The organism is Actinoplanes sp. HUAS TT8 (genome assembly GCF_051380535.1).
Lineage (GTDB): Bacteria > Actinomycetota > Actinomycetes > Mycobacteriales > Micromonosporaceae > Actinoplanes.
In genome coordinates, this window is record NZ_CP195646.1 from 8,593,960 (window position 1) to 8,609,493 (window position 15,534).

The 15,534-nt window shown below is 67.6% G+C and carries 16 protein-coding genes and 3 tRNA genes; 1 reads left to right on the plus strand and 18 read right to left on the minus strand.

Going from position 1 to position 15,534, the window contains the following annotated elements; genetic code table 11:
- Positions 1–68: 68 nt before the first annotated feature.
- The 16 genes from rpoB to ACSHV8_RS38195 form a co-directional block, all read right to left on the minus strand.
- Positions 69–3,509, minus strand: a complete 3,441-nt coding sequence (gene rpoB, locus ACSHV8_RS38120) for a DNA-directed RNA polymerase subunit beta (protein ID WP_436524029.1) — start codon at positions 3,507–3,509, stop codon at positions 69–71.
- Positions 3,510–4,093: 584 nt separating this feature from the next.
- On the minus strand, positions 4,094–4,474 hold the full coding sequence (gene rplL / locus ACSHV8_RS38125) for a 50S ribosomal protein L7/L12 (protein ID WP_436524031.1): 381 nt from the start codon (positions 4,472–4,474) through the stop codon (positions 4,094–4,096).
- A 56-nt stretch (positions 4,475–4,530) separates the two neighbouring features.
- Positions 4,531–5,082 carry a 50S ribosomal protein L10 gene (gene rplJ / locus ACSHV8_RS38130; RefSeq protein WP_436524033.1) on the minus strand — a complete coding sequence of 184 codons (552 nt, stop codon included), beginning with the start codon at positions 5,080–5,082 and terminating at the stop codon, positions 4,531–4,533.
- A 323-nt stretch (positions 5,083–5,405) separates the two neighbouring features.
- On the minus strand, positions 5,406–6,104 hold the full coding sequence (locus tag ACSHV8_RS38135) for a hypothetical protein (RefSeq protein ID WP_436524035.1): 699 nt from the start codon (positions 6,102–6,104) through the stop codon (positions 5,406–5,408).
- Positions 6,101–6,865, minus strand: a complete 765-nt coding sequence (locus ACSHV8_RS38140) for an ATP-binding cassette domain-containing protein (protein WP_436524037.1) — start codon at positions 6,863–6,865, stop codon at positions 6,101–6,103. The genes ACSHV8_RS38135 and ACSHV8_RS38140 overlap by 4 nt, the downstream gene beginning before the upstream one ends.
- Positions 6,866–6,936: 71 nt before the next feature.
- Positions 6,937–7,653 carry a 50S ribosomal protein L1 gene (rplA, locus tag ACSHV8_RS38145; protein ID WP_436524039.1) on the minus strand — a complete coding sequence of 239 codons (717 nt, stop codon included), beginning with the start codon at positions 7,651–7,653 and terminating at the stop codon, positions 6,937–6,939.
- Positions 7,654–7,730: 77 nt separating this feature from the next.
- Complete coding sequence (nusG, locus tag ACSHV8_RS38150) at positions 7,731–8,447, minus strand: transcription termination/antitermination protein NusG (protein WP_436524041.1); 717 nt, start codon at positions 8,445–8,447, stop codon at positions 7,731–7,733.
- A 51-nt stretch (positions 8,448–8,498) separates the two neighbouring features.
- A complete protein-coding gene (secE, locus tag ACSHV8_RS38155; protein WP_436524042.1) occupies positions 8,499–8,879 on the minus strand; it encodes a preprotein translocase subunit SecE in 381 nt (126 codons plus the stop codon).
- 104 nt (positions 8,880–8,983) lie between these two features.
- Positions 8,984–9,056, minus strand: a tRNA-Trp gene (locus tag ACSHV8_RS38160).
- Between the two features lie 81 nt (positions 9,057–9,137).
- A complete protein-coding gene (locus ACSHV8_RS38165) occupies positions 9,138–9,533 on the minus strand; it encodes a MaoC/PaaZ C-terminal domain-containing protein (protein WP_436524043.1) in 396 nt (131 codons plus the stop codon).
- A gap of 52 nt (positions 9,534–9,585) precedes the next feature.
- Complete coding sequence (locus ACSHV8_RS38170) at positions 9,586–10,035, minus strand: FAS1-like dehydratase domain-containing protein (RefSeq protein WP_436524044.1); 450 nt, start codon at positions 10,033–10,035, stop codon at positions 9,586–9,588.
- Between the two features lie 92 nt (positions 10,036–10,127).
- Complete coding sequence (gene rpmG / locus ACSHV8_RS38175) at positions 10,128–10,295, minus strand: 50S ribosomal protein L33 (RefSeq protein ID WP_014687739.1); 168 nt, start codon at positions 10,293–10,295, stop codon at positions 10,128–10,130.
- 107 nt (positions 10,296–10,402) lie between these two features.
- Positions 10,403–10,475 (minus strand) — tRNA-Met (locus ACSHV8_RS38180).
- A 48-nt stretch (positions 10,476–10,523) separates the two neighbouring features.
- Positions 10,524–10,596, minus strand: a tRNA-Thr gene (locus ACSHV8_RS38185).
- 93 nt (positions 10,597–10,689) lie between these two features.
- Positions 10,690–13,218, minus strand: a complete 2,529-nt coding sequence (locus tag ACSHV8_RS38190; RefSeq protein WP_436524045.1) for a putative bifunctional diguanylate cyclase/phosphodiesterase — start codon at positions 13,216–13,218, stop codon at positions 10,690–10,692.
- Positions 13,219–13,270: 52 nt separating this feature from the next.
- Complete coding sequence (locus ACSHV8_RS38195; protein WP_436524047.1) at positions 13,271–13,420, minus strand: hypothetical protein; 150 nt, start codon at positions 13,418–13,420, stop codon at positions 13,271–13,273.
- A 254-nt stretch (positions 13,421–13,674) separates the two neighbouring features.
- Between ACSHV8_RS38195 and ACSHV8_RS38200 the strand changes: the two genes are divergently transcribed.
- On the plus strand, positions 13,675–14,004 hold the full coding sequence (locus tag ACSHV8_RS38200; RefSeq protein WP_436524049.1) for a hypothetical protein: 330 nt from the start codon (positions 13,675–13,677) through the stop codon (positions 14,002–14,004).
- Between the two features lie 8 nt (positions 14,005–14,012).
- Here the strand turns inward: ACSHV8_RS38200 and ACSHV8_RS38205 are convergent, their stop codons facing one another.
- Positions 14,013–14,822 (minus strand): sulfurtransferase, encoded by an 810-nt coding sequence (locus ACSHV8_RS38205; RefSeq protein WP_436524051.1) that lies wholly within the window; start codon positions 14,820–14,822, stop codon positions 14,013–14,015.
- A 45-nt stretch (positions 14,823–14,867) separates the two neighbouring features.
- Positions 14,868–15,500 carry a LysE family translocator gene (locus tag ACSHV8_RS38210; RefSeq protein WP_436524053.1) on the minus strand — a complete coding sequence of 211 codons (633 nt, stop codon included), beginning with the start codon at positions 15,498–15,500 and terminating at the stop codon, positions 14,868–14,870.
- Positions 15,501–15,534 lie beyond the last annotated feature (34 nt).

The following is a 15,534-nucleotide window of genomic DNA, read 5'->3' on the forward strand; positions in this document are numbered from 1 at the left end:
ATTCAAGGCCGGCGGGGGCGGCCCCGGCCTGGTTCTGAGCTTCCAGAACCGGACGGGGCCGCTCTCCGTCAGATCTCTTCGACGCTGCTGACGCCCTCGTTCGGGCGCCGGGACAGGTCGATGCCGAGTTCCTCCGCGGCCCGGAAGACCTCGTCGTCGGTCTCGCGCATTTCCAGGGCAACACCGTCGCTGGAGAGCACCTCAACGTTCAGGCACAGCGACTGGAGCTCCTTGAGAAGCACCTTGAACGACTCCGGGATGCCCGGTTCCGGGATGTTCTCGCCCTTGACGATGGCCTCGTACACCTTCACGCGGCCGAGAACGTCGTCGGACTTGATGGTCAGCAGTTCCTGCAGCGCGTAAGCGGCGCCGTAGGCCTGCATCGCCCAGCACTCCATCTCGCCGAACCGCTGGCCACCGAACTGGGCCTTACCACCGAGCGGCTGCTGCGTGATCATCGAGTACGGGCCGGTCGACCGCGCGTGGATCTTGTCGTCGACCAGGTGGTTCAGCTTCAGGATGTAGACGTAGCCGACCGAGATCGGGTCCGGCAGCGGCTCACCGGAGCGGCCGTCGAACAGCTGCGCCTTGCCGTCACCGTTGACCAGCCGCTTGCCGTCCCGGTTGACCAGGGTCGACTCGAGCAGGCCCTTGATCTCCTCTTCCTGAGCACCGTCGAAGACCGGGGTCGCGACGTTGCTGTCGGCGGGAGACTCGTGCGCGTCGATCGAGCGGAGCTGACGCTTCCACTCCTCGTCCTCGCCCTCGATGGACCAGCCGGTCTTGGCGATCCACCCGAGGTGGGTCTCCAGAACCTGGCCGATGTTCATACGCGAGGGCACACCGAGCGGGTTGAGCACGATGTCGACCGGGGTGCCGTCCTCCAGGAACGGCATGTCCTCGACCGGCAGGATCTTGGAGATGACGCCCTTGTTGCCGTGACGACCGGCGAGCTTGTCACCGTCCTGGATCTTGCGCTTCTGGGCGACGTAGACCCGGACCAGCTCGTTCACGCCGGGGGGCAGCTCGTCGCCGTCCTCGCGGGAGAACGTCCGGACACCGATGACGGTGCCGGTCTCGCCGTGCGGAACCTTCAGCGAGGTGTCCCGGACCTCCCGGGCCTTCTCACCGAAGATCGCGCGGAGCAGGCGCTCCTCCGGGGTCAGCTCGGTCTCACCCTTGGGCGTGACCTTGCCGACCAGGATGTCGCCGGGCACGACCTCGGCACCGATCCGGATGATGCCGCGCTCGTCCAGGTCCGCCAGCATTTCCTCGCTGACGTTCGGGATGTCGCGGGTGATCTCTTCCGGGCCGAGCTTGGTGTCGCGGGCGTCGACCTCGTGCTCCTCGATGTGGATCGAGGTGAGGACGTCCTGCTGCACGAGGCGCTGCGACAGGATGATCGCGTCCTCGTAGTTGTGGCCTTCCCAGCACATGAACGCGACCAGGAGGTTGCGGCCCAGGGCCATCTCCCCCTCGTCGGTGCACGGACCGTCGGCGATGACCTGGCCGGCCTCGACCCGGTCACCCTCGAAGACGACCGGCTTCTGGTTGACGCAGGAGCCGGCGTTCGAGCGGCGGAACTTGTGCAGCAGGTAGGTCCGGCGGTGGCCGTCGTCCTGGTGAACCGTCACGTAGTCGGCGCACAGGTCCTCGACCACACCGGCGACCTCGGCGACGACCACGTCACCGGCGTCGACCGCGGCGCGGTACTCCATACCGGTACCGACCAGCGGCGACTCGGCCTTGACCAGCGGCACGGCCTGACGCTGCATGTTCGCGCCCATGAGGGCACGGTTGGCGTCGTCGTGCTCGAGGAACGGGATCATCGCGGTGGCGACCGAGGTCATCTGCCGCGGCGACACGTCCATGTAGTCGACCTCCGTGCCGGGCACGTAGTCGACCTCACCACCCTTACGGCGGACCAGAACGCGGTCCTCGGCGAAGGTGTTGTCGCTGGACAGGACGGCGTTCGCCTGCGCCTTGATGTACCGGTCTTCCTCGTCGGCCGTGAGGTAGTGCACCTCGTCGGTGACGACACCGTTCTCGACCTTGCGGTACGGCGTCTCGATGAAGCCGAACGGGTTGACCCGCGCGAACGTCGAGAGCGCGCCGATCAGACCGATGTTCGGGCCCTCGGGCGTCTCGATCGGGCACATCCGGCCGTAGTGCGACGGGTGCACGTCACGGACCTCGAAGCCGGCCCGCTCACGGGACAGACCACCCGGGCCGAGCGCCGACAGGCGGCGACGGTGGGTCAGACCCGCGAGCGGGTTGGTCTGGTCCATGAACTGCGACAGCTGCGACGTACCGAAGAACTCCTTGATCGCAGCCACCACGGGGCGGATGTTGATCAGGGTCTGCGGCGTGATCGCCTCGACGTCCTGGGTCGTCATCCGCTCACGGACGACGCGCTCCATCCGGGACAGGCCGACGCGGACCTGGTTCTGGATGAGCTCGCCGACGGTGCGGAGACGACGGTTGCCGAAGTGGTCGATGTCGTCGGCCTCGTAGCCTTCCTCACCGGCGTGCAGCCGGCAGAGGTAGTCCACGGTCTTGACGATGTCTTCCTCGGACAACGTGCCCCGGACGATCGGGACGTCGATCTCGAGCTTCTTGTTGAACTTGTACCGGCCGACCTTCGCGACGTCGTACCGCTTCGGGTTGAAGAAGAGGTTGTCGAGAAGGGTCTGCGCGTTCTCCCGGGTCGGGGGCTCGCCAGGGCGCAGCTTCCGGTAGATGTCGAGTAGGGCCTCGTCCTGCCCGGCGATGTGGTCCTTCTCGAGCGTCGTCATGAGCAGCTCGGACCAGCCGAAGCGCTCACGGATCTGGTCGGCGGACCAACCGATCGCCTTGAGGAGGACGGTGACGGCCTGACGGCGCTTGCGATCGATGCGGACACCGACGGTGTCGCGCTTGTCGATGTCGAACTCGAGCCAGGCGCCCCGGCTCGGGATGACCTTGACGCTGGTGAGGTCGCGGTCGGAGGTCTTGTCCGGCTCCTTGGTGAAGTACACGCCCGGCGAGCGGACGAGCTGGCTCACCACGACCCGCTCGGTGCCGTTGATGACGAACGTCCCCTTGGGGGTCATCATCGGGAAGTCACCCATGAACACGGTCTGGCTCTTGATCTCGCCAGTGGTGTTGTTGGTGAACTCCGCGGTCACGAACAGCGGGGCACAGTAGGTCAGGTCCTTCTCCTTGCACTCCTCGATCGAGGCCTTGACCTCGTCGAAGCGCGGAGCCGAGAAGGACAGCGACATGGTGCCGGAGAAGTCCTCAATGGGACTGATCTCTTCGAGGATCTCTGCGAGGCCCGAGTGGGCGTGCGGGTCGTCCGTCGTACGCGCCTGCCAAGCCTCGTTGCCGACCAGCCAGTCGAACGAGTCCGTCTGGAGGGCGAGAAGGTTGGGGACCTCTAGCTGCTCGGTGATCCGACCGAAAGAGACCCGGCGGGGTGCGTAAGCGCTCGACGTACGGCTGGTCTTCGCAGGGCGGGAAGCTGCCAAGATGCGTCCTTCCGAGGACCGGTGCTGCTATGCGGCTGAGTTGCTGATGCAACTGGTCTGCGTGCACTCCAAAAGACACCCGTCGAATCCACAGACGTGAATGGAAGGACAGGCGTCAAGATAGAAGGCAGCGCAAACTAGCAGTGTAGCCGCTTGGCTAACCGCTGTCCAGCCCACACCACGAAGTGGCCTGCGGAACGCATCCCCGGCCTCGTTGACCTGCGCAATCGCGATCAACACGGTGGCTCGGGGCCGCTCAAGAAACGCGGCGCATCTTCTTCGGGTGCCGGTCGTGGTTACCCACGGGGCGGCTGTCGCAAGCGCGGAAACTTGCTGCCATCAGCGTGCCTGTCAGGGGACACACAGTCAAGGGCTGTGCCGCGGGTCGGACTCAGCCGCTCGTCCGGCCGGCGCACCAAAGGGACCTTACTGCATGGATGGCGAGCTTTGTGACACTTTGTCACCCGGCCCGCGACCTGCTCGGATACGCGTCGCTGACCAGTATGAACACTGATGAAAACACCGATGGCGGAGATCCGGAGCCGGATCTCCGCCATCGACGGAAAACGCTGAGGAGCGTTAGATCACTTGAGGGTGACCTTGGCGCCCTCGGCCTCGAGCTTGGCCTTGGCCGCCTCGGCCTTGTCCTTGGCAACACCCTCGAGGATCGCCTTCGGGGCGGCCTCAACGGCGTCCTTGGCCTCCTTGAGGCCCAGGCCGGTCAGCTCACGCACGACCTTGATGACCTGGATCTTCTTGCCACCGTCGCCCTCGAGGACAACGTCGAACGAGTCCTGCTCCACGGCAGCCTCGGCGGCCGGCGCGGCACCCGGGGCGGCAGCGGCGACAGCCACGGCAGCCTTGACGTCGAAGACGTCCTCGAAGGTCTTCACGAACTCGGAGAGCTCGATCAGGGTCATTTCCTTGAACGCGTCGAGCAGCTCGTCGGTGCTGAGCTTCGCCATGTCTGGCAACCTTTCCTAGCTTCTGATTAAAACGTTGCTCGGTCCGCGAGGCGCCGTCAGGCGGCCTCGGCGGAACCGTCCTTCTCGCGCTTGTCACGCAGGGCGTCCACCAGGCGAACAGCCTGGGAGAGCGGAGCCTGGAACGTGGCCGCGGCCTTGCTCAGGTTGCCCTTCATGGCGCCGGCCAGCTTGGCCAGCAGCACCTCACGGGACTCGAGGTCGGCAAGCTTGTTGACGTCCTCGGCCGAGATGGCCTTGCCCTCGAAAACGCCGCCCTTGATGACGAGGACGGGGTTGGCCTTGGCGAAAGCGCGAAGCGCCTTGGCCGCGTCAACCACGTCACCCTTCACGAAGGCAAGCGCGGTAGGACCGGTGAACAGCGCCTCGTCGAGGCCCTCGATGCCCGCGTCGCTAGCCGCACGCTTCGCGAGCGTGTTCTTGGCGACGGAGTACTTGGCCTGCTGGCCCAGCGCCCGCCGCAGCTCGGTGAGCTGCTTGACGGTGAGGCCCCGGTATTCGGTCAACACGGTGGCCGCAGAGTCACGGAAGTTGTCCGTCAGCTCGACGACGGCCGTGGCCTTGTCGGCCCGGACCGGCTTGTCCGCCATGTCCCTCCTCTCATCAGTGCTATTGCCACTGGTCGAGAGGGTCCGAAAAAGCAAAACGCCCCGGCGCAGGGCACGGGGCGGACATCCGAACACGCGCGAACGCATGTCGATCAATCACGAACCTGTCCCTGCGCAGGTCGCCCGCTCATGCGGGACCTTCGGCCGCGACATCCGTCATGACGACGGTTGCTGCGGCGACCAGCGGTCTATGGGTGGAACTCCAAGAAAGGAGGTTACGCGGCCCCCCGCCGAAAACCAAATCAAGGACAAGACCCCCTTCGCCGTACGGCGTCAAGCCCGCCCGCCGGCCGGTAAACCGGTGCTCAGGAGCGGGAGCGGCGCAACGCCCCGTAGGCCGTCAGCGCCACCGCCGACCAGGCCAGCGACCAGGCCGTGAGCTCGGCCAGCGTGGTCGCCGACGGGACGGCACCACTGTTGAGCGCGCGAGCCGTGGCCATCACCGGTGGGGCCAGCCACGGGGCGATCGAGGTGGTCAGGCCGAGCACGACCGCCAGGATCGAGCCGGTGACCAGCGTCGCAACACCGGGCAGGATGCGGCGGGTGACGGCCCGGCCGGAGAGCGCGCCCAGCGCCACCGCGGCGATCAGGGACAGCGCGTGGGCCAGGACGCCGAGCAGGACACCGGCGCCGACCGAGGACTCGTCCGTGCCCGCCTCCGGGCCCCGGATCGCGTGGAACAGCCAGGGGACGATCATCGCGGTGGTGCAGACGGCGGCACCGGCCACGACGGCCGCGAGCAGCCCGGCGGTGCCCTCCCGGACCGGGCCGACGGTCAGCCGGGCCAGGCGCCGCTGAACGTCCGGTTCGGTGTCCAGCAGCACCTTGGACAGCCAGGCCAGCACCGGGAAGAGCGCGGCGGCGGAGTAGCCGTAGGCGGTGCCGGCCGGGGACGCTCCCCCGCCGTAGAGAACACCCCGGACGACCAGGACGGCGATCAGCGGGGCCAGGGCACGGCCGCCGCGGAAGAAGCCGGCCAGTCGCATGCGCACCAGGGCGATCATCGGGCCTCCCACTCGGGTTCGGACTTCTCCCGTACGCCCAGGACACGGTGACCCGAGTCGCGGAGCCGGACCACCGTCGCGTCGGCCTCCGCGCGCGACACCACGATCTCGACGACCACCTCGTCGGGGTCGCCCGGGCCGGGCCGGGGTTCCGGAGGCGCGGCCGTCACCTGCACCGTGCCGGCCGAGACCGTCCAGTGAACGGCCCCGGGAAGGCTGGTGATCTCGCCGCGGTGGTCGCTGACCAGGACGATGCCGCCGGCCGTGGTGACCTCGGCGACGATCTGCGGGACCAGTGTCCGGGCCTGGGCGTCGAGGCCCTCCCAGGGCTCGTCGAGGACGAGCAGCCCGGGCGGGACGAGCAGGGCCTGGGCCAGGCCGACCTTCTGGGCGGTGCCCTTGGAGAGCGCGCCGAGCGGGGTCCCGGTGTGCTCGGTCAGCCCGAGCCGCTCGATCCACCGGTCGGCCGCGGCGGGCGGGACGCGGCGCAGGGCGGCCATCCCGTGCAGGTATCCGCGGGCGGTGAACGGCTGGTCGGCCGGGAAACGCTCGGGGACCCAGCCGACGACCGGTGGCCGGTCCCGGACCGTGCCGCCCGTCGGGCGGAGCACCCCGGCCGCCAGCTGCAGCAACGTGGACTTGCCGGCGCCGTTCGGGCCGAGCACGACCACGGTCTGGCCGGGCGACACGCTCACGTGGGCGTTCAGCAGCGCCCAGGGGGCACGACGGGCGTACCGAAAACCGACCCCATCGAAAAGCATGGCCGCAAGGATTCCACGAAAAAGCCCCCGGGGATGTCCCCGGGGGCTTTCATCGTTCGAGCGATCGGCGATCAGGCCTGGGCGTCGCCGCGCAGGTTCTTCACCGCGTTCGGGTCGACCGGCACGCCGGGGCCCGTGGTGGTGCTGAAGGTGACCTTCTTCAGGTACTTGCCCTTCGCGGCGGACGGCTTGGCCCGCAGGACCTCGTCGAGCACCGCGGCGTAGTTGTCCACCAGCTGCTCGGCGGTGAACGACGACTTGCCGATGATCAGGTGCAGGTTCGAGTGCTTGTCCACCCGGAAGGTGATCTTGCCGCCCTTGATCTCGTTGACGGCCTTGGTCACGTCCATGGTGACGGTGCCGGTCTTCGGGTTCGGCATCAGGCCACGGGGGCCGAGGATGCGGGCGATCCGGCCAATCTTGGCCATCTGGTCCGGCGTCGCGATGGCGGCGTCGAACTCCAGCCAGCCACCCTGGATCCGGGCGACGAGCTCGTCCGTGCCGACCTCGTCGGCGCCGGCCGCGACGGCCTCCTCGGCCTTCGCGCCCTGGGCGAAGACGATGACGCGGGCGGTCTTACCGGTGCCGTGCGGCAGGTTGACCGTGCCGCGAACCATCTGGTCCGCCTTGCGCGGGTCCACGCCGAGACGCATCGCGACCTCGACAGTGGCGTCGAACTTCTTGGAGCTGGTCTCCTTGGTGAGGGCGACCGCGTCCTTCGGCTCGTAGAGCTTCTCGGTGTCGATCTTCTCCGCCGCCGCGCGGTAGACCTTGCTGCGCTGTGCCATTACTCATTACTCCTGTGGTTGTTGGCGGGGCCGCGCGATGACGGCCCCTCCCACTGATCTCGCCGGGGATCCGGCGATCAAATCTTGGTGACCTGGTTGAAGTTCAGCTCGACCGGGGTCTCCCGGCCGAAGATCGACACCAGGACCTTCAGCTTCTGCTGGTCGGCGTTGATCTCACTGATCGAGGCCGGCAGCGAGGCGAACGCGCCGTCGGTCACCGTGACCGAGTCGCCGACCTCGAAGTCCAGAACCTTGATCTCGGGCTTCGACTTCTTCTCCTCGGCCTGGACGGCCGGGGCGAGCCACTTCAGCACCTCGTCGAGCGAGAGCGGGGCCGGGCGGTCCACCCGGTCGGTGGCGCCGACGAAGCCGGTCACGCCGGGCGTGTTCCGGACACAGGAGTAGGACTCCGGCGTCAGGTCCATCCGGACCAGGATGTAGCCGGGGAAGACCTTGGCCTGCACCTGGTTGCGCTTGCCGTTCTTGACCTCGACCTCTTCGCGGGTCGGCACCTCGACCTGGAAGATGAAATCCTCCATGTCGAGGCTGGTGATCCGGGTCTCGAGGTTGGTCTTGACCTTGTTCTCGTAGCCGGCGTAGGAGTGCACCACGTACCAGTCGCCGGGCGCGTACCGCAGCTTCTGCCGCAGCTCCTTGACGGGGTCGTAGTCCTCGTCGACCTCGGGCGCCTGGACCGCCACCGGAGTCTCGTCGGTCTCCTCGACCGACTCGTCGGTGACCGGCGACGACTGCTCGTCAGCAAACTGCGCGGTCTCGTCGTCGTACTCAGGCACGCTCGCTCACTTCCAGATCAAGTCACTCGGTTCGGAATCCGACGCGACGGCTCACTTACCGCCGAGCGCGTAGAGGATGCCCTTACCGAATCCGTAGTCCAGCACCGCCACGATCGCCGTCATCACCGTGACGAACGCGATCACGACGCCGGTGTAGGTCAGCAGCTCCTTGCGCGTCGGCCAGATGACCTTGCGGAGCTCGCTGATGACCTCGCGGAAGAACCCGCCGATCCGACCGAAGACTCCGGTGCGCTTGCGCTCCTTCTTCGTCTTCGGGGTGTCGTCGTCCTTCGTGCGCTCGGCGACCGCGGTCCCGCCACCACGGCTTACCGGGGCGTCAGCGGCCTCATCGGCGTCGTCACCGTCGGCGGCGTCGGCGAGCAGCTCGTCGTCGCCCGGGACGTCGTCACCGGGCCGGTCCTTTTCGGCCACTTCGCCCTACTTCCGTCGTCGGTGGTGTTGATTTCCTGTCAGCACTCGACCGGACGCGGACTGTGCAAACCGCGCACCGGGCGGGCACGTCGAGGAGGATTGCGCAGGGGTGACAGGACTTGAACCTGCAGCCTGCGGTTTTGGAGACCGCTGCTCTGCCAATTGAGCTACACCCCTTTGCGGGACCGCATGTCTTTCGACTCACAGTCCCACGGCGCACCAGTGTACGGGTACGCCCGTGGTTATCCCAACCCGGGCCTACCGCTTACCGACAAGCGCCTGTGCCAGAGACAGTACCTTGTCTCCGTTGCATGTGGCAGTCAGGGCGAGACGGGTGTCCCCGTCCGCGGTGACCTCCTTCACCGTGGCCGTGACCACGACCTCCGTACCCTCGTCGGTGTCCGGCACCGGAACCGGGCGGCTGAAGCGCACGGCGAACTCCTTCACCGTGTCACCGGCCCCGGCCCAGGCGGTCACCGCGCGCCCGACCAGGGCCATGGTGAACATGCCGTGGGCGATCACCCCGGGCAGGCCCACACCGGTGGCGGCGCGCTCGCTCCAGTGGATCGGGTTGAAGTCGCCGGAGGCGCCGGCGTAGTGGACCAGGTCGGCCCGGGTGACCCGGAAAGTCTGCGGTTCCATGACGTCACCCATCAGCGCTGCGCCTCCATCGTCGTGCCGGTCATTGCCTCGCGCGTCACGGCCCTCATGACTCCTCGCCGCGCTGAACCAGCTTCGACCACGCGGTGACGATCGGCTCGCCGGCCTCGGTACTCACCTCGGTGCGGATCGTGATGAACCAGTGGCCGCCCCGGGTGGTGATCTCGTCCACCGTGTTCACGCAGACCACCGCGTCACCGGCCACCATCGGGCGGGTGTAGGAGAACTTCTGGTCGCCGTGCACCACGCGGGTGTAGTCCAGCCCGAGGTCGGGGTCGTTGACCACCTGCCGGCTGGCCGCCATCGTGATGGTCACCGGGAAGGTGGGCGGTGCCACCACGTCCGGGTAGCCGAGCGCCCGAGCCGCTTCGAGGTCGTGATATTCCGCTTCGGTCGCGCCGATCGCCCGGGCGAACTCGCGGATCTTCTCCCGGCCGACGAGATACGTGTCGGTGGGCGGCCAGGTACGGCCGGCAAACGTCTGATCCAGGGGCATACCTGACAAACTACAATGCGCCGCCCGGAGTAACTCCGGGCGGCGCATTGTAAAAACTTGGACCTTTGAGGAGCCCAGTGAGGCTACGAGGCTCAGCGGGTCTCGCGGTGCAGGGTGTGCTTCCCGTCGCGGGGGCAGAACTTCTTGAGCTCCACGCGGTCGGGGTCGTTTCGCCGGTTCTTCTTGGTGATGTAGTTCCGGTCCTTGCACTCCGTGCACGCCAGGGTGATCTTCGGACGTACGTCGGTCGCCTTGGCCACGGCGGGGTGCCTTCCTGCTAACGGAAACTAACTGACGACGAACCAGCGTAGACGCTCGGTCGGTCACTCTGCAAAATGAGCCTCGGATTTGAGACCAAACTGAAGAGTAGCGGTGGCCGGACTTGAACCGGCGACACAGCGATTATGAGCCGCTTGCTCTGCCATCTGAGCTACACCGCCGAGCCAGGCTCACGTCCATCGCCGGCTCGGCGGGAACGAACCCGGTAGAGCCCCCTTACGGAATCGAACCGTAGACCTTCTCCTTACCATGGAGACGCTCTGCCGACTGAGCTAAGGGGGCGCTGCTTGCGATCACTCGCTCGCTGCGTGGATAAGACTACACGGCCCTCCAGCAGGGGTGAAATCGGTATCCCCAACAACGCATAACCGCAGGTCAGATGACTGCTCGGAGCCTTCTGACCTCACCGGTCGGGGTGGACTCGGGCTCGGTCTGCGCGCTCAGCCAAGCCTCCAGCCGCTCGAATGGGAGAGGCCGGCTGAACAGATAGCCCTGACCGATCTCGCAGCCCATCTCCTCCAGCAGGTCGAGGGTGAGCTCACTCTCCACACCCTCGGCGACCACCGTGAGACCGAACTCACGAGCCAGACTCACGATCGCCCGGACGATGGCCAGGTCACCGGAGTCGGTCGCCATGCCCTGCACGAAGGTGTCGTCGATCTTCACCTCGTGCACCGGCCACTGCCGCAGGTAGCCGAGCGAGGACGCGCCGGTGCCGAAGTCGTCGACGCTCAGCCGGACCCCGAGATCACGCAGACGGTAGAGGGTGGGCAGGACCCGCTCGATGTCGTTGAGCATCCCCGGCTCGGAGATCTCGAACGTCACCTGACCGGGGTCGACCTGATGCTCCATCAGCAGTTCCTGGACCAGGTCGGGGAAGCGGGAGTCGAGCAGGGTACGGGCGGACAGGTTGACCGCTATCGAGAGCGGGCGGTCCGCGTCGGCCCAGGCGCGGCAGTGCCGCAGGCCGGCCGTGAGCACCACCTCGGTGAGACGGGCCAGCTGGCCGGTGTGCTCGGCCACCGCGACGAAATCCTCCGGGGCGACCTCGCCGTGCGTCGGATGCACCCAGCGGGCCAGGCACTCGACGCCCAGCACGTGCCGGTCGGCCAGGGTCACCTTGGGCTGGAAGTAGACGTCCAGCTGACCGTTGTCGACGGCGCGGCGCAGGTCGGCGGCGATACCCAGCCGACGGACCGCACGCGACTCCAGCGCCGGGTGGAACGGCTGAACGCCGTACGGGAGAGCCTTGGCCGCATTGGCGGCCAGCTCGGCCCTCTGCAGCAAGGTCTCGGGATCGGCGCCGTGATCGGGGTAGACCGAGACACCGACCGCGGTGTCCACGTCCAGGGTGAGCGAGCCGACCGCCATCGGGCCGCGCAGCCGCTCGCGCATCTGGGTGGCCAGGTCGATCGTCGCCTCGATGCCCTCGGTGCGCAGGGTGACCATGAACTCGTCGCCACCGACCCGGCCGACCAGCGCGCCCGACCCGGCGATGCCCCGCAGGCGCTCGGCGACCTCGGCCAGAAGCTTGTCGCCGGCGGCGTGGCCCATCGACTCGTTGACGTTGCGCTGCCCGTCGACGTCGAAGAGCAGAACCGCGACGACCTCGTCCTCGGCGTGCACGGCGACCGCCTCGGCCAGCGCGTCGAGCATCCGGCGGCGGTTCGGCATGGCGGTCAGGCGGTCGTGGTACGCGTCGTACCGCAGTCGGTCGACCAGCCGTGAGTTCTCGACGGCGACCGCGGCGTGGGCGGCGATCGTCTCCAGCACCTTCACGTCGTCGGGACGGAACGTCCGGCCGTCGCCGAGCCGGTTGGCCACCTCCAGCGTGCCGACCACAGCTTGGCCCGATCGCAGCGGGACGACGACCGCGTCCTTGACCTGACCACCGCGGAGCAGGCCACGCAGATGCTCGGTCCCGGGGAACTGCGCGCCCAGCGGGACCGGGATTCGCTCGGTCAGGGCGACGTCCCGCACCGCGGCCGGGATGGGCGACAGATCGAGCAGTCCGGCGTTGTCGACCTGCGCGGTGAGAAGCACCTCGGGATAACGCTCCCGCGGAGCCAGCCAGAGTGTCGCGAACTCCGAGCTCATCAGAGCCCGGACCCGGGCGAGCAGGACGTCGGGCAGTCCGCTGTCGGACGCCTCGTTGCCCACAGCTTGGGTGATCTCGTAGACGTCGGCCAGCGTCTGGTGCTGCCGGAAGAACCCGGCGAACGAGCGCAGCGCGAAGACCAGTGCCACGATCAGGACCGCCATCAGGACCACCGACCAGGCGGCGGCGTCCAGCGCGACCAGGAAGAGCAGGCCGACGGTGACGTTGATGCAGGGCACGACGAAGCTCGACAGAACCGGGCGGATCACCGCTCGGCCGGCCTGGATGCCCTGCACCAGGCTCAGCACGCCGAAGAGGCCGACCAGCTGAGTGAGCAGCATGACCAGGGTGGCCAGGAAGAGCAGCGCCCAGGTCTCCGGGCTGGAGGCGGAGAGCGGCCGGAACGGTTCCAGAACGATCAACGCGGCGCAGGTGCTCGCCGCGCCCCGCGCCAGGTTGTAGAACGTCTTGACCGGGTTGTGCGACCCCCGGAAGAGCATCAATGTGCTGCCGCCGAGAACCGCGAGGATCATCAGCACCGGAGGTAGGTAGAACAGCCCCAGGACGAGAGGGACCTCGTTCAGGGCCAGCGTGAACGAGCTACGCCGGACGACGACGGTGAAGACCGCGAGTATGCCGGCGGAATAGAGCACGAAGACCAGCAGCCCGGCCGGCCAGGCCCGATACCAGTGCGGGTCGGCGAGCCAGAACCCGACGGTACATATGACGGCGAACAACGCCATCGGGGCGGTGATCAGCCAAGACCATTGATCAGAGCGCCCCCGGGGACCCGAAGGCCTGGCCATGAGCGCTCCCTATCAGTCGGTGTCCTGAGCGATCACACACCTATTACGCGAATCAGGACCAGAAGTAGTCGAGGGTCGAATACATCACCGCGGACGTATCGCTCGTCGCCGCATGACCGGCACCGCTCACGAGAACGCCGCCGACCAGCGCGGCAAGCACCAAACCCAAGCTCGCGTAGCGGATCAACTTCCTGGCAGACATCCCTTGCTCCTGTCTCGGAGTACATGTACCGGGGTCCCATGATGGTGCCACACCGGATGTGCGACAGGGAGTGTTCATCGGCGGGTCGTGACGAGGCTCCGGCGAATCCTGGCCGAACGGCTGAGGCGTGGGGGACTGTCCACGCTGAAGGATTGGCGGCTTTATAGGTGATTTAATCGCAGAAGTGAGGCCATTTCGACTTCTACTGTCAAGATTGCTTGACGTCAGGACAGCCTGACGAAAGACTGATTTTCATGGTGACGCCGGACGATCTGGAGCGACAGCATTCGCTGATCACCGCTACGCGGCGTTACGACGATCTCCGCATGCGCGACGCCCTCGCCGCAGTCGACCCGGACGACGACGAAGCCGCCCTCTCCCCCGACGAGTGCCTGGAGATGCTCGCGCTCAGCGAAGTGGTGATCCGCAAGGCCGGATATGGCCGGCAGGCCAAAATCCGATCGGCGCGCGCCGCCGGGGCCTCGTGGACGCAGATCGGGGCCGCGCTCGGCACCAGCAAACAGGCCGCGTGGGAGACCCATCAGCGCTGGCTCGACAGCCAAGGCCCCGACCCCGAGAGCTGAGCGCCGCCTCAGTCGCCGGTGGCGGCCGGACGGTCGGTGGCGCTGTACTGCGACCAGGAACCCGGGTACAACCGGCCCTCGCCCAGGCCCGCGTGCTCCATCGCGATCAGGTTGTGGCAGGCCGTCACCCCGGAACCGCAGTAGGAGATGACGTCGGCGCCCTCGGTCACGCCGACCGCGGCGAAACGCTCACGGAGCTCGGCGACCGGCCGGAAACGACCGTCACCGGCCACGTTCTCCCGGCAGGGCAGGCTGCGGGCGCCCGGGATGTGCCCGGCTCGCGGATCGACCGGCTCGGTGTCGCCGCGGAAGCGGGGTGCCTCACGGGCATCGAGCACGACGTGACCGCCGTCGGCCGTGTCGGCCAGGGTGGCCAGGCGCTCGGCGGGCCACCCGCTCGGGGAGAACACCGCCGGGGGCGGCGGCGTGGAGTCGGAGGTGAGCTCACCGCCGTACGTCAGCAAGCCTCCATCGAGCAAAGCGGCCTCGCGCCCGATCGCCCGCAGCAACCAGATGAGACGAGCGGCGATGACGCCGCCGGCGTCGTCGTAAGCAACGACGGTGCTCGCGTCCCCGATGCCGGCGGCCGACATCCCCGCGGCAAAAACCTCCGGATCGGGCAGCGGATGCCGGCCCTCGGCCGGCGACGCCGGACCGGCCAGCGCGGTGTCCAGGTCGATGAAGACCGCGCCGGGCAGATGACCCTTCTCGTACGCGTCGCGACCCGACCGCCCGTCGAGATACCACCGGACGTCGGCGATGATCACGTCGCCGGTGTGGGCGCGCAGCCAGTCCTGGTCCACCACGGGGTCGATCATCGCGTTGCCTCTCCTACTTCCAGCGGCTCGACAGTCTCGGCACTTTCAGCGGCTCGACAATCCCAGCCGCAGGCCGAATCCGATCAGGACCGCACCGGTGCCGGCATCGACGGTACGCCGCACCACACGACGCGCGAGAAGGCCACGCGCGGCCTGCGCGCCGAAAATGATCAAGGAGAACCAGACCAGCGCCTCAAGGTCGTGCACGAGAGCCAGCAGCAGACCGACACCGAGCGGAGACGAACCGGCCGGAATGAACTGCGGAAGAACCGCCACGTAGAACGCGCCCACCTTCGGATTCAGCAAGTTCGTGAACAAGCCCTTGCCGAACGTGCTCCACCAGGTCGGCGACGGCGGTCCGGTGAGCTCGACCGCATCGGTCTTCTTCTTAAAAGCAGAGACGATCATCCGTACGCCGAGGTAGAGCATGTAGGCGGCACCAGCCACACGCAGCACGGTGTAGGCGGTCGCCGATGCCGTGAGCAGCGCGGAAACACCCACGGCAGCAGCCGCGCCCCAGACCAGGGCACCGGTGTTGACCCCCAGAGCGGTGGCGAAAGCGGGACCACGGCCCATCGTCACCGCGGAACGCAGCACCAGAGCCGTGTCCAAACCGGGAGTGATGGTGAGCAGGCCGCCAAGAATCGCGAAGGACAGAACGGCGTGGGTCAGATCCATACCGCCGTTCCTAGCCGGTCCGCCCGATCCTGAC